Raw genomic sequence first — 14,490 nt, 5'->3', positions numbered from 1 at the left:
GCGCCCCTCGCGGGATCGCATTAAAACCGGCCCTATAAAATCTGATTGATAAGGTCTGTCCTTTTGCAGCCCCGCATCAAGTGCGGGGACAAGGAGATTTTGACATACCCTCTTCATTAATATTCCAATAATGCTTTTGCTGCGTTGTAGATCCGTTCTTCTCCGGGCAGGATCGCCTTTTCGAGGACCGGATGGAAACCGACAGGCGTAAAGGTAGAACCGACGCGTTGGATCGGAGCATCCAGGTATCGGAACATTTCCGTGCCGACGATACCGGCTATTTCCGCTCCGAAACCTGAGAACACTTTGTCTTCATGTACGATCAGCACCTTGCCGGTTTTTTTCACGGAAGCGAAGATCGTTTCCGTATCGAGTGGGATCAGCGAGCGGATGTCGATGACTTCCACGTCCCAGTTATGCTCTTTCTTCAGCTTCTCGGCGACACTGAGGCAGAAATGCGTGGTATTGCCATATGTGATCATGCTCAGGTCGCTGCCCGGCCGGCGGATACGGGCTTTCCCGAAAGGAACTTCGAAGTCTTCCGGCACAAAACCGGCTGCTTCGACCGAGTTATATTGCGCTTTCGGTTCGAGAAAGATGGTAAAGCCCTTCGAACGTATGCTGGTGCGCAACAGTCCTGCCGCATCATCGGCAAAAGAAGGATAGACGATGCGGGCTCCCGGAATGGAGGTCAGCGCCCCTTCGATCGTTTGCGAATGGTAGAGCCCTCCGCCGATATAACCGCCCGATGCCAGGCGGAGTGTCAGGTTAGGGGTGAACTGTCCGTTGCTTCGCCAGTATTCGTGTGTACATTCGACATATTGCTCGATGGCCGGCCAGAAGTAGTCGGCAAATTCGGCTCCTTCCACCACGACATGTATTTTCGGGTCGAAGCGGCACATGCCGTTGGCCGTGCCTACAATGTAGTCTTCGGCAATGGGAGCATTGAAGATACGCTTCGGCCCGAACTCCTGTTGCATGCCTTTGGTGACGTTGAACACGCCGCCTTTGTCTTTGTTGGCCACGTCCTGTCCCCACAGGAATGTATCCGGGTTATGGCGGAATTCTGCTTTCAGTGTTTCGTTGATTGCGGTTACCAGTGTTTTCTTTTCGCCATTTTCTTCTTTGTGTGTGCCGTCTGTATATTTCTGCGGCAGGTAAGGTTCGGGCAAGACATAGTCAAAGATCGTTGCAGGATCGGGTTCGGGAGCCGCCATCGCTTTGCGGTTGGCTGTGCTCAGGTCTTTTTTTGCCTGTGCTTCTATCTGCTTCAGTTCCTCTTCGGTCAAGCGGTTGTAACGGAGCAGCATACGGCGGAATTTTTGCAGCGGATCGGCTGCTTTCACGTAGGCAAGTTCGTTTTCATCGCGATACAAAGTCTGCTTGTCGGAGTTCGAATGGGAGCCGATGCGTACGCAATTTGCATGGACGATCACCGGATTATGCGTATTGATCGCATGTTCGCGGGCTTCGGTCATGGCGTTCATCGAGTCGAAAACGTCTTTTCCGTTGCAGTGGATGATGCGCAGGTTCTTGAAGCCTGAGAAGTTGTCGGCTACCTTGCGGTTGGCCGTCTGATCCTTTTTGGGGACGGAGATGCCGTAGCCGTTGTCCTGCAAGACAAAGATAACGGGGAGCTGCTCGTTGCTCGCCCCGTTGATGGCTTCGTAGACGTAGCCCTCGGAAGTGGCGGATTCACCGTGCGAGGTGATCGCAATGCCTTTATGGTCGTAATAAACCATTGCACGGGCGACACCTACGGCGTGCAGGTCGTGTGTCCCGGTCGCCGAGGATATGTTCTCGATATGCCACTCCGGCTTGGCGAAGTGGTTGGACATATGCCGTCCGCCGCTGGACGGATCGGTCGCTTTCGAGATGCCGTTCAGGATGATTTCTTCCGCCGTCATTCCGGCAGACAGGACGGTCAGCATATCGCGGTAGTAGGGAAAGAGGTAATCCTCTCCCCGGTGGAATACCTGCCCGATGGCGAGCTGGATGCCGTCATGCCCGGCATAAGGGGCATGATAGGACCAGCCTAAGGACTGGAGCAGGTAAGAAGGCGCCTTTTCATCGAGCGCCCTGCCGAGACTCATCAGGTAATACCATTTGCGGAGGGTCTCGGTATCGGTCGTTTTTATATCGTATCGTTTCATACTTGATTATTTTGTGTGTTGTTTTAATTGTTTTGTGATATGTTACTTTTGGCTTGACCCAAAAGTAACCAAAAAGTCAAGGCTTAACCGTCCGGTCTACTCCGGGCAAAGACTACGCTGTCGCCTGCGAAACTCGCTTCGCTCAAACAGGGCAGGCTCCGGACGCTTCGTCTTTACCCTCCGCTTGACGCCCGTCCGCTTAGGCCTTTCCAAGAAAGCTCCGCTTTCTTTTGGGATTGCCGATACTGATCGTTCTTTTGCGGCCCCGTGCGGGGCACGGGGACAAGCCTGTTCCCGCACTTGATGCGGGATCACAAAGGAGCAGGCAGCATTGGCAATCCCTGAAGAGCCGTCAGGCTCTATTTCCGGCCTAAGCTGGTGAGCGTAAAGCGCAGAGACCGCAGTGAGCGTCCGGAGCGTCTGCTGTTTGAGCGAAGCGAGTTTCAGACGCGACAGCGAACGGAGGGAACGAAGTAGCGAAGCAGCTTAAGCCTTGATCTTTTGGTTACTTTTGGATCAAGCCAAAAGTAACAGATAAATCATCATTTATCCCAGTTCTCCAGATAATCCGCTACGCGTCGCAGGAACTCTCCACCCAGTGCTCCGTTGATGATCCGGTGGTCGTACGACAGGGACAGGTACATCTTGTGGCGAATTGCGATTGTATCTCCTTCGGGTGTCTCCACGACGGCCGGTTTCTTTTCGATGAAGCCGACGCCTAAGATGGCTACCTGTGGCTGGTTGATGATCGGCGTACCGAACAGGCTCTTGAACGAACCGAAGTTGGTGATCGTGAAAGTTCCGCCTTGTATATCGTCTGGCATCAGCTTACCCGTGCGTGCTTTGGCGGCAAGAGTGTCGATGTTGGCAGCAAGGCCGTTCAGATTCAACTTGTCTGCATCATGAATAACCGGTACGATCAGGTTACCGTCGGGTAGCGACACGGCGATACCCAGGTTAATATGCTTTTTCAGAATGACTTTGTAGCCGTCGACCGAAGCGTTCACGTGCGGGAATTCAGCCAGTGCCTTTGCTGTAGCTTCCGCTATGGCAGGCATGAAAGTGAGTGCTACACCTTCACGTTTGAAAAATGCGTCTTTCGTGCGGTTGCGCCATTTTACCAGACGGGTGACGTCGGCTTCGACAACAGTTGTAACGTGGGGAGACACTTTTTTCGACATGACCATATGGTCTGATATGATACGGGCAACGCGGTCCATTTCGACCGTTTCGTCTTCGGTGACAGATGCCGGGTTGCGTCGATCGTCGATGGTGGGCTGCGTCGGTTGGTGATGGTGGACACCATCGACCGGAGATGGTGGGTTACGTCGATCGGAGATGGTGGGCTGCGTCGACGGTTGACGCAAGTTTTCGGTATCACTTTGTGGGGTGATGCCACTTTTCTTGGTCGTGATATAATCTTTAATATCTTTTTTACTGAGTCGTCCTTCATAGCCGGTTCCCGGAATCGCGTCCAGTTCGGCTTGCGATATTTTGGCTTCCTGTGCTAATTTCAGCACGATGGGAGAATACCATCTTCCGTCTTCTTCCTTGGATGATTTGACGGGCTGGGCGGGTTCTGCCGGTACAGACTGTACCATTGTGCTTTCGTCGCTTTTAGCTGCGGCAGGAGTGGTACTTTCGGGTGCTTCTCCCTCTTCGCCTTCCAGCTGGATCAGGGCGACGGTTGTACCGACGGCCACCGTATCGCCTTCGGAAAACAGCAGTTCGAGCACCTTTCCTGCAACCGGAGAGGGTATTTCCGCACTGACTTTGGCGGTGCTCACTTCAAAGAGGACATCGTCTTCTTGAACAGCGTCGCCTACTTTGACGGACCAGGAGACAATCGTCCCTTCCGTGATGCTTTCGCCCAGTTTGGGCATTTTTATTTCAAATGTCGACATAGTTTAAATGTGTATTTTATGTTCTGATATTGAAGTTCCAGGCCGACGTCGCGTATTTGTTGTCACGTAGGGACCGGATGGCGTTCAAATCGTCTTCAGTGAATGAATAGGGACGGGTGTCCGTCTTGTTTTCTGTAAAATAGTTCAGGAGTGCGTCTCTGAATTCTCCGATAGATACCGCTTTACGGGTATAGGTGCATATGTTGGTGACCGGGCTTCTTACGGATTTGACATAAAAAGGAGCGGGCTTCATTTCTTTTCTTTCCGGTCTCCGTTCTGTACTTTTGAGGGCGGTCGTCAGGCGATACAGGTCGGTGGAGAAAAGGAGGGTGGCGTGGTGCAAGATCCTTCCTTTGTGGATGGATTGCGCACTGCCCGATATTTTCAACCCGTCGATCGTGAGTGCCTGCCGTTCGTCAGCCTCTGCCCGGATGCCGAATGTGGCAAGGAAGGCGATCAGCCGGGCTGTGAATGTGCCGGATGCGAGTTCCTTGCTGTTTTGTATAAAAGTGATATTCAGGTTGCCGGAATCGTGATAGACGGCTCCGCCACCGGAATAACGGCGTACGACTTTGATATGCTTCTCCTGAATATAGTTTCGGTTTATCTCGTCCCATACGTTCTGGTGCTTACCGATGATGACGGACGGTTCGTTCTGCCACAACATGAAGATGTCGTCCGAAAAGTTCTTGAGCAGATACTCCTCGGCTGCCAGGTTGAACCAGGCATCCGTGTATGGATTGTTGATATAAAGCATTATCAGAGGTAGAGACTTTCATGTATCGCCTCTCCGACAGTCGGATGGGGAAATACGGTTTTCTTGAATTCATCGACCGTATAACCGTGCTCGACGGCGATACCGGCAATGACGATGATCTCCGATGCCGGATTTCCCACCAGATGGCAACCGATGATCTGGCCGTTCACGTTTGTCAGGAGCTTGCATAGCCCGTTGCCGGTTTCGTTTTCGGCGACAAAGCGGCCGGAATAGGTCATCGGTATCTTGACAAGGTTGTAATATTCTCCACTTGCCTTCAATACCTCTTCCGTCTTGCCCACACCGGCCACTTCCGGATTGGTGTAGACGACGGCGGGAATAGCCCTGTAGTCCATCCGTTCCTCATTCCCCAGGATATGGTTGACAGCAACCTCACCTTCCCGATAGGCCGTGTGGGCCAGTTGCGAGAACCCTGTGATATCTCCGGCTGCATAAACGTGCGGATGGGAGGTCTGCATATATTCGTTCACTCGGACGCCCCGGCGGTCCGTCTCGATGGAAAGGCTTTCCAGACCTAAATTTTTGGTAATTGCCCGACGGCCTACGCTGACCAGGATTTTGTCTGCGGGGATCGCATTCGTCTTGCCGTCTTTTTCGACAATGACCTCTTTCGGGTTGACTTCGGTCACTTTTGTGTTCAGATGAAATTCCACCCCTTTCTTGGCGTATTCGCTCCGGAGCATGGCGGAAGCCTCTTTGTCCATCGCGCCGAGTATTTCCGGCATCATCTCGATCACCTTTACTTTTACTCCCATGCTGGTAAAGAATGAAGCAAACTCGATCCCGATGACACCGCCGCCTATGATGGCAAGTTCTTTGGGAAGTTCTTTGCTGTCGAGCGCTTCCCGCGAAGTCCAGTAATCTGTATCCGAAAGTCCCTTGATTGGAGGAATTACCGTTTCGGAGCCGGTACAGAGGAGGACGTTTTTGACGGTGAAAAGGGCGTTTCCGCATTGTATACGGATCATTCCATCCGTTTCCCCGTTCAAAACGGCTGTCCCTTCGACAATCGTGATTCCACTTGAAGTGAGCCGCATCTTCACACCGGATGTTAGCTTTTTGACAGTCCGGTTCTTCCGCCTGATGATCTTGTCCATGTCGAAAGACGGTGTTCCTTCCGGTGAAATGCCATATTTGAAGGATGTTTTGAAACTGTCCAATATCTTGGCGGAGTATAATAACGTTTTTGTGGGAATACAGCCTTCGTTCAGGCAGACGCCTCCAATGGCGTTCTTTTCAAAGAGGACGGTTTTCAGGCCTCCTTCGGCTGCCCGTTCGGCTGCGGTATAGCCGGCCGGTCCTCCTCCTATGATTGCAATATCGTAATTCATGCTTGTGTTCTTTTACTTGAAAACCAGGACTCTTTTGTCTAACGGTTTGATCTCTTTCGGTCCGGGTCCCTCCGTCGGCGTTCCGAAAGGCATCTGTGCCACCAGTTCCCATTTCGGGTCGAGTTTCCATTCTGCATATACCGTTTCGTCGATCAACGGATTATAATGTTGAAGGGACACGCCTAAGCCGGCATCTTCCAACATTGTCCAGATCGCCAGCTGGTGCATGGCAGATGTTTGCTGTGCCCAAACCGGAAATTTGTCGTAATAAGTAGGGAAGGAGTCTTGCAGCTGTTCAACTACCGTTTTGTCTTCGAAGAACAGGATCGTTCCGTAGCCGGCAGCCAGACTTCCGTCTATTTTAGCTTCCGTCCCTTTGAAGACTTCCGCTGAAACAAGCCTCTTCAATGTCTCTTTCGTTATCTCCCAAAGCTTTTTATGATTCTTGCCTAACAGCAATACGATGCGGGTAGATTGCGAGTTGAAGGCAGAAGGGACGTTCATGACTGCGAAGTCTATGATTTCTTTGATCTGTTCGTCTGATATCGGAGAACTGTTCGTGATGTGGTAATAAGTTCTGCGGTGTCTCAATGCTTCTTTAAAATCTCGTGTCATATTAAATGCGTTTTTATTTTATGTTTCTTTAAAAATGAAACCATCCCAAGTTTGATTTTGTTGCAAATACGTCCCGTTGTTTCTCGAATGAACAGATAGAATTAATTTATCACGGGCGGATTACCGGTGAAAAGGCTGTATCTTTGTCTCCCAAAAAGAGCAAAAGAAATGATAGGGAAAAAAATACCGGTCGTTTTTCGGATCATGTTTGTCATATGGGTGATCCTACAGGTTTGCCTGGTAATAAAATACTGGGATATGCCCAACCACGATGATGCCCAGGCTTATGTGAAACTGGCTTCGGAATGCATCGCGAGGGGCACTTGGTATCCGGACGTGCATAACCAATATGAGGATTTTATTTTCGGTCCGGGGTATGTAAACCTTTTGATCGGGATCTATCATCTTTGCGGATCTTTCTCCTTTGTCCGATTGCTGAATTTATTGATGAATATTGCAATGGTATTTGAAATACGGAAGTTGGCCGGACGGATGTTTTCGAATAAAACGGGGTATTACGCTGCTATTTTATATATGTTGATTTTTTCGAACCTATATGCTCCGATAGCTGTATTGACTGATTTGCCTTTTACTTTCCTACTATTGACAGCCCTGCTGCTATGCAACGTTCGCCGGCTGTTTCCTGTGGCTGTCGCCGGCGTGCTGATCGCTGTGGCTAACTGGTTCCGTCCTCTGGCAATTGTCTTTTTATTCGTGATTTTGCTCCTTTTCATCGTGCAAAAGCGCCGGTGGCAGTCTTATGCAGCATTGGCCTTGCCGCTTGTCTTGACTGTTTTCCTGATCGGGCGAAGTGCGAAGGAGAGAACCGGCCATTTTGTCTATCAAGCGGTGTCCGGAGGCTATAACTTAGCGATGAGTTCTTTTGATGAAGCAAACGGTTTAGTCAATTTTAACGGCTTCGATGATCCGGACAATTATATTTGCCTTCCTCCCGGAGATTATACCTACATGGAGCGGGACAGCCTGCTGAAGCGTGCGTCAGTCCGCTGGATATCGGAGCATCCGTTTAAGTATGTTTCCCAACTGCCCTTCAAGTTGGCTGCTTTGTATTGTGAAGATACCTGGACGGAGCGTGTAAAGCCGGATATGGGATTTAGAGTAGTTCTTTCAAAGGCGGAGGGTAATAATATGAAGATGATGGAGTTAATCGTTTCCCTGGCGTTGAAAAGCATTGTCTATTACACGGTGCTTTTACTATTCTTTTATTACGTTTGGACGAACCGGCGCGATCTGTTACGAGAGCGGAATATCTATCTTCTGATCCCTGTTTTAGGCACAGCAGTAACGGTTTTGTTCGTGATCACTTCCCGTTATCATTATCCTTATTTGTTTGCGATAACAATCTATGCGGCAGCGGGTCTTGACGCCTTTATACAGAATAAATTAAGGAAAAATAGCAGAAAGTGTTGATTTATTTGTAGATTTCTTGTGTGTGAATCAAAATAATTTGTACCTTTGTGCCCCGTAAAAGAAGAGAAACTCTATTAGAATCTTTGTTTTTGTTCGTGATGCAGTTCAAAAAGGGAAGACACATAGCAGGAGTTGACTTAATTTCGTAATATTAAAAAGTAAAATTAGCAATGTCGAAAATTTGTCAAATTACCGGAAAAAAAGCAATGGTTGGCAACAACGTTTCTCACTCTAAGAGAAGAACGAAACGTAAGTTTGATGTGAACCTGTTTACTAAAAAGTTCTACTGGGTAGAACAGGATTGTTGGGTTAGCCTGAATATTTCAGCCGCTGGCTTGCGTACTATCAATAAACTTGGTTTGGATGCAGCAATTAAGAAAGCTGCTGAAAAAGGTTATTTAAACGCTTAATTTGAGGAGGAAATAAGAAATGGCAAAGAAAGCAAAAGGTAACAGAGTTCAGGTGATTCTTGAATGCACCGAGCACAAAGACAGTGGTATGCCGGGTACATCTCGTTATATTACAACAAAGAACAGAAAGAATACAACTCAGAGATTGGAGCTGATGAAGTATAATCCTATCCTGAAGAAGATGACGTTACACAAAGAAATTAAGTAAGAGGAGATTAAACAATGGCAAAAAAAGCGGTTGCAACATTTAAGAAAGGTGACGGTCGTACCTACTCTAAAGTAATCAAGATGGTTAAGTCCCCGAAGACCGGTGCTTACATCTTCCAGGAAGAAATGATTCCTAACGAAGCTGTTAAAGATTATTTCGCTAAATAACGGAGCGTAATATCAAGATATGAAGAGAGGTCCTTTTCCATAGTGGGAAGGACCTCTTTTTTTGTCTTCATTCGGGTGGTTATATGGAATATTTTCATACTTTTGTGTGGGCGAATCTGCAGCTATCCGATTGGGAGCAGTCTGTGAATCGAACCTACAACACGTTGATAAATAATAAATAGAAACAAATTAATAATTAAGAACCATGAGATTTGATGTATCCAGCACAGCGTTGTTATCACGTTTGCAATCTATTAGCAAAGTTATTGCTTCTAAGAATTCATTACCGATCCTGGACAGTTTCCTTTTCAACCTGGAAGGTAATAAACTTACTATAACAGCTTCGGATGCTGAAACACGTCTGGTTACATCCGTTGACGTGATGAATGCACAAGGAAGCGGACTTTTCGCGGTTTCGGCAAAAATCTTGCTCGACCCGTTGAAGGAGTTGCCCGAACAGCCGCTGACTTTTGATATTAACGACGATAACCTGGAAATCTTTATCCATTTCCAGAATGGTAAATATAATTTTATCGGACAGAAGGGAGATACATATCCGCAGCAGAAACCTCTGAATGAGAATGCAATCTCTATCATGATGGACGCGCAGATGTTGTTGAACGGTATCAGCCGTTCGTTGTTTGCAACGGCTGACGACGAGCTTCGTCCGGTAATGAATGGTATCTATTTCGATATTCACACGGACGATTTGACATTCGTGGCTTCCGACGGTCATAAGCTGGTGCGTCTGCGCAATCTTTCGGTAAAATCACCGGAAAGAGCTTCTTTCATCTTGCCGAAGAAGCCCGCGAACCTGTTGAAAGGCCTTTTATCAAAGGAAGGAGAGATGGTCAGCATCAAGTTTGATGATAACAATGCTTATATCAACTGTGCTAATTTCGAAATGGTATGCCGCCTGATCGAAGGTCGTTATCCGAATTACAACAGTGTGATCCCGCAGGAAAATCCTTTCAAGGTGACAATCGACCGTATCTCTTTCCTGAATGCCTTGAAGCGTGTTTCCGTTTTCTCCAATCCGGCCAGCAGTCTTGTCAAGTTGCAGCTGAAGGAGAACGAAATGCTTGTTTCCGCACAGGACATCGATTTTTCTACTTCCGCAGAAGAGAAAATTGTTTGCAGTTTTGACGGAACCGAATTAAGCATCGGTTTCAAGGCAACTTATCTGATTGAAATACTGAGCAACATCAATTCGGAAGAGGTGATACTCGAATTGGCTGATCCTTCGCGTGCTGGTCTGATCGTTCCTTCTGAAAATGAAGAAAACGAGGATTTGCTGATGCTGCTGATGCCTATGATGTTGAATGATTAAAATATAAGAAATGCAGTTAAACCTGAAAAATCCGTTAGTCTTCTTCGACTTGGAGACGACGGGTATTAATATTGTCAAAGATCGTATCGTGGAAATCTCTTTTGTCAAGGTTTACCCGAATGGAAAAGAAGAATCTAAAACGAGACGGATCAATCCGGAAATGCCCATTCCACCAGAGTCGACCGCTATTCACGGCATCACCGACGAAGACGTAAAAGACTGTCCTACCTTTAAAGAAATAGCCAAATCGTTGGCAGCCCAGATAGAGGGGTGTGATTTGGCAGGATATAATTCCAATCGCTTTGATATCCCTTTGTTGGCAGAAGAATTTCTGCGTGCAGGTGTCGATATCGATTTGAACAAACGCAAGTTTGTAGACGTACAGACCATTTTTCATAAGATGGAACAGCGTACGCTTGCGGCCGCTTATAAGTTCTACTGTGACAAGAGCCTTGAAAACGCCCATACGGCGGAGGCCGATACGATGGCGACTTATGAAGTGTTGAAAGCGCAGTTGGACCGGTATCCGGAGTTGCAGAATGACATTAATTTCCTTTCCCAATATTCGAGCTATACGAATAATGTGGACTTTGCCGGACGTATGGTATATAACGACAAGGGGGAAGAAGTGATAAACTTCGGTAAATATAAAGGCCGCCTGGTAGAGGAAGTACTGAAGAACGATCCCGGATATTATTCCTGGATTATGAATGGTGATTTCCCTCTGAACACCAAGAAAATACTGACTGAGATAAAATTGAGAGGTTTTAATTCGAAATAAGGACCATGAATAATTTTGAGTTTTGTAACCCTGTAAAGGTTGTTTTCGGCAAAGGTTCCATAGCCCGTTTGTCCGCTTTGATTCCGGAAGGAAGTAAAGTGCTGATGGTGTATGGCGGCGGTAGCATAAAGAAAAACGGCATCTACGGCCAGGTGACGAAGGCGTTGGAAGGATTTGAAGTGACCGAGTTTCCGGGAATCGAAGCAAATCCGCATTACGAAACCTGCATGAAGGCCGTGGAGGTCGTCAAAGAGAAGAAGATCGATTTTTTGTTGGCTGTAGGCGGAGGTTCGGTGATCGACGCTACGAAGTTCATCGCGGTGTCTGTCGGTTTCGAAGGCGATCCGTGGGATATTCTTTCGAAAGGTGGCGAGATAAAGAATGCCCTGCCTTTGGGTACGGTGCTTACATTGGCCGCGACCGGTTCGGAGATGAACGAACGTTCGGTCATCTCCCGTGTATCGACTTGTGAGAAACTGAATTTCGCCAGTCCGCTGGTATTCCCGAAGTTCTCCGTACTGGACCCGGAAGTGACCTATTCGCTCCCTGTGCGTCAGGTGGCAAACGGGGTGGTCGACTCTTTTATTCATGTAGTGGAGCAGTATTTGACTTATCCGGTCAATGCAAAAGTACAGGATGCCTTCTCGGAAGGACTGATGCGTGTCATTCATGAAGAGGGGTTGAAGGTCTTGGACAATCCGAACGATTATGATATCCGTGCCAACTTGATGTGGGCGGCAACCAATGCGTTGAATGTCTGGATTGGGCAGGGGGTTCCGCAGGACTGGTCTTCCCACCGCATGGGGTACGCGCTAACGGCGCAGTTCGGCCTGGATCATGCACAAACATTGGCGATTCTCTTGCCGGGTGTCATGACTTATATGTTTAAGGAGAAGCAGGTCAAACTGGCTCGTATGGGGGAAGTTGTTTTTGGTATTACGGATGGAACGGAAGAGGAAAGGGCGCGTAAGGCAATCGTCGCCTGTGAGGATTTCTTCCGCCGGATGGGACTGAAAACGCGCCTCGGTGAATGTGGCATTGCAGAAAAGGATTTGGATGCCCTTGCCGCTCCTGTGGACAAACAGGGGTGGAAATTGGGTGAACATCACAATATAGATAGCCGTATGGCGCGTGAGATAATGGCGTTACGCTTGTAATAAAACATGGAACAAGGAACTTCTCTTTCAAAACATATATGTTTCGTTTTCAAAACACCTATGTTTTAAAATCAAAACACCTATGTTTTAAAAGAGGGGTACTACATATCGAATAAAATGCTGAAAGGTAAACATATCATATTGGGGATAACAGGGAGCATCGCTGCCTATAAAGCCGCCTATATTATCCGTGCCCTCGTGAAGAAAGGGGCGGAGGTACAAGTTGTCATTACCCCTGCGGGAAAGGAATTCATTACGCCGCTTACATTATCCACGTTGAGCAGCCATCCGGTGATCAGCGAGTTTTTCTCGAATCGCGACGGCACGTGGAACAGCCATGTCGATCTTGGTCTCTGGGCTGATGCCATGCTGGTAGCACCGGCTACTGCTTCGACGATCGGAAAGATGGCGAATGGCATTGCTGACAATATGCTGGTCACGACATACTTGTCATGCAAGGCTCCGGTTTTTGTCGCTCCGGCGATGGATTTGGATATGTTCGCACATCCTTCCACAAGGCAGAATTTAGACCGGCTCCGTTTGTTCGGCAACCGTATCATCGAACCTGCCGAAGGGGAACTTGCCAGCCATCTGGTGGGTAAGGGGCGTATGGAAGAACCTGATAAGATTGTGGCGGTCCTGGAAGATTTCTTCGCTTCCCAAACCCGGCTTGAAAAAAAAAAGATTGTAATAACAGCCGGTCCGACATATGAAAAGATAGATCCTGTGCGTTTTATAGGTAACTATTCTTCTGGAAAGATGGGGTTTGCATTGGCGGAAGCGTGTGCGGAGCAGGGAGCGGAAGTGACATTGATCGCAGGACCGGTGTCTTTGACGGTAGTTCATCCGAATATCAAACGGATCGATGTCGAGTCGGCCGAAGAGATGTATCAGGCGGCCATAACTGCTTTTCCGGAGGCGGATGCCGGTATTCTTTGTGCCGCTGTGGCGGATTATCGCCCGGATGAGCAGGCAAGCGAAAAGATCAAGAGGGAAACGAAAGGAGAAATGTCGCTCCGTCTGGTTCCGAATAAGGACATCGCAGCTTCGTTAGGGGCGATCAAGCGTGAAAACCAGATCTTGGCAGGTTTCGCATTGGAAACAAATAATGAAATGGCCCATGCGGAAGGAAAGATGAAGCGGAAAAACCTCGATTTTATCGTGTTGAATTCTTTAAAGGATGCAGGTGCCGGTTTCCGTTGCGACACGAATAAGATCACGATCATCGACAAGGAAGGCGGGACGATTGCTTATCCGTTGAAGAGCAAACAGGAGGTGGCCGTTGATATTGTAAATAAATTGGCAACATTATTAAAATGAGAATGATTAAGAAATTGTTATGCATATGCTTGTTGGGAGCTGCTCCCTTTATAGGTAAGGCGCAGGAGCTGAATGCCCGCATCACTATAAACAGTGATAAGGTACAGAGTACGAATAAACAGGTATTCAAAACCTTGCAGGATGCATTGAATGATTTCGTCAATAACAAAAAGTGGACGGATGCTACTTTTGCCATGAACGAACGTATCGACTGTTCCATGACTCTCATCATCAACGAAATGGTATCGGACAATAGTTTTAAAGGCGAGATACAAGTGCAGGCCCGCCGTCCGGTATATAATTCCAGCTATACGACTACGTTGCTGAATTATCGTGATACGGAACTCTCTTTCGACTATACCGAATTCGAACCGTTGGAATATACGGAAAATACATTGAACAGCAATCTGATTGCAACGGTTGTTTTTTATATCTATACGATCCTCGGACTGGATTTCGACAGTTTTTCTCCGAAAGGTGGCACTGCTTTCCTCGAACAGGCCATGCAGATTGTGAGCCTGGCACAGGCGCAACCTACATGGACAGGATGGAAAGCTTTTGAAAACGACCGTAACCGCCATGCTTTGGCAACGGCTCTGACGGACAATACTTCGGAACTGTTCCGGGACATGTGGTATAATTATCATCGTAAGGGGCTCGATGAAATGGCTGCAAATCCGGATCGTGGACGTACGACTATAATCGGTCTGCTCCCGGTTCTGGAACAGGTGAAAAGTGCCCGGCCGACATCTCCGTTGCTTCAGATGTTCGCTGATTCCAAACTGGATGAAGTCGTTTTGATCTATTCGAAAGCAACTACACAGGAAAAGCAGGAAGGTTATAAAATGTTGTCCAATCTGTATCCTGCTCTCACGACGCGTATGGAATCGCTTAAAAAGTAATCT

General features: G+C 48.0%; 14 protein-coding genes. 9 read left to right on the top strand and 5 right to left on the bottom strand.

Annotation, left to right across the window (positions count from 1 at the left end):
• Window positions 1-116 precede the first annotated feature (116 nt).
• From KTG12_RS08815 to KTG12_RS08795, 5 genes are all read right to left on the bottom strand, one after another.
• Window positions 117-2,153, bottom strand: a complete 2,037-nt coding sequence (locus KTG12_RS08815) for a thiamine pyrophosphate-dependent enzyme (RefSeq protein WP_155143725.1) — start codon at window positions 2,151-2,153, stop codon at window positions 117-119.
• Window positions 2,154-2,695: 542 nt separating this feature from the next.
• The gene (locus KTG12_RS08810) at window positions 2,696-4,057 is read right to left on the bottom strand and encodes a dihydrolipoamide acetyltransferase family protein (protein ID WP_005638147.1); all 1,362 of its coding nucleotides are present in this window, start codon (window positions 4,055-4,057) and stop codon (window positions 2,696-2,698) included.
• 16 nt (window positions 4,058-4,073) lie between these two features.
• Window positions 4,074-4,814, bottom strand: a complete 741-nt coding sequence (locus KTG12_RS08805) for a lipoate--protein ligase family protein (protein ID WP_122203152.1) — start codon at window positions 4,812-4,814, stop codon at window positions 4,074-4,076.
• 2 nt (window positions 4,815-4,816) lie between these two features.
• A complete protein-coding gene (lpdA, locus tag KTG12_RS08800) occupies window positions 4,817-6,166 on the bottom strand; it encodes a dihydrolipoyl dehydrogenase (RefSeq protein WP_155143723.1) in 1,350 nt (449 codons plus the stop codon).
• A 12-nt stretch (window positions 6,167-6,178) separates the two neighbouring features.
• Entirely contained in the window at window positions 6,179-6,781 is a 603-nt protein-coding gene (locus tag KTG12_RS08795; protein ID WP_022322673.1) for a nitroreductase family protein, read from the bottom strand.
• A 168-nt stretch (window positions 6,782-6,949) separates the two neighbouring features.
• Here KTG12_RS08795 and KTG12_RS08790 point away from each other — a divergent pair, with 168 nt between their 5' ends.
• The 9 genes from KTG12_RS08790 (at window position 6,950) to KTG12_RS08750 (ending at window position 14,487) form a co-directional block, all read left to right on the top strand.
• Complete coding sequence (locus tag KTG12_RS08790) at window positions 6,950-8,212, top strand: hypothetical protein (protein ID WP_138272503.1); 1,263 nt, start codon at window positions 6,950-6,952, stop codon at window positions 8,210-8,212.
• 170 nt (window positions 8,213-8,382) lie between these two features.
• Entirely contained in the window at window positions 8,383-8,622 is a 240-nt protein-coding gene (gene rpmB, locus KTG12_RS08785) for a 50S ribosomal protein L28 (protein ID WP_005638129.1), read from the top strand.
• A 19-nt stretch (window positions 8,623-8,641) separates the two neighbouring features.
• Window positions 8,642-8,830, top strand: a complete 189-nt coding sequence (gene rpmG, locus KTG12_RS08780; protein WP_005638127.1) for a 50S ribosomal protein L33 — start codon at window positions 8,642-8,644, stop codon at window positions 8,828-8,830.
• A gap of 14 nt (window positions 8,831-8,844) precedes the next feature.
• The gene (locus KTG12_RS08775; protein ID WP_005638125.1) at window positions 8,845-8,997 is read left to right on the top strand and encodes a DUF4295 domain-containing protein; all 153 of its coding nucleotides are present in this window, start codon (window positions 8,845-8,847) and stop codon (window positions 8,995-8,997) included.
• A 205-nt stretch (window positions 8,998-9,202) separates the two neighbouring features.
• On the top strand, window positions 9,203-10,327 hold the full coding sequence (gene dnaN / locus KTG12_RS08770; RefSeq protein ID WP_005638111.1) for a DNA polymerase III subunit beta: 1,125 nt from the start codon (window positions 9,203-9,205) through the stop codon (window positions 10,325-10,327).
• A 10-nt stretch (window positions 10,328-10,337) separates the two neighbouring features.
• Complete coding sequence (locus KTG12_RS08765) at window positions 10,338-11,108, top strand: 3'-5' exonuclease (protein WP_005638110.1); 771 nt, start codon at window positions 10,338-10,340, stop codon at window positions 11,106-11,108.
• 5 nt (window positions 11,109-11,113) lie between these two features.
• Window positions 11,114-12,265: an iron-containing alcohol dehydrogenase gene (locus KTG12_RS08760; RefSeq protein WP_138272504.1), complete on the top strand. Its 1,152-nt coding sequence runs from the start codon at window positions 11,114-11,116 to the stop codon at window positions 12,263-12,265.
• A 117-nt stretch (window positions 12,266-12,382) separates the two neighbouring features.
• Window positions 12,383-13,585: a bifunctional phosphopantothenoylcysteine decarboxylase/phosphopantothenate--cysteine ligase CoaBC gene (gene coaBC, locus KTG12_RS08755; RefSeq protein ID WP_122205007.1), complete on the top strand. Its 1,203-nt coding sequence runs from the start codon at window positions 12,383-12,385 to the stop codon at window positions 13,583-13,585.
• A complete protein-coding gene (locus tag KTG12_RS08750) occupies window positions 13,582-14,487 on the top strand; it encodes a DUF4835 family protein (protein WP_005638107.1) in 906 nt (301 codons plus the stop codon). The genes coaBC and KTG12_RS08750 overlap by 4 nt, the downstream gene beginning before the upstream one ends.
• The last annotated feature ends 3 nt before the right edge of the window (window positions 14,488-14,490 follow it).

The sequence above is a fragment of the Parabacteroides sp. MSK.9.14 genome (assembly GCF_019041495.1).
In the GTDB taxonomy this organism is placed as follows: Bacteria; Bacteroidota; Bacteroidia; order Bacteroidales; family Tannerellaceae; genus Parabacteroides; species Parabacteroides merdae.
The sequence above is the reverse complement of the archived record's forward strand: the minus strand, read 5'-3'. Positions and strand labels throughout refer to the sequence as shown.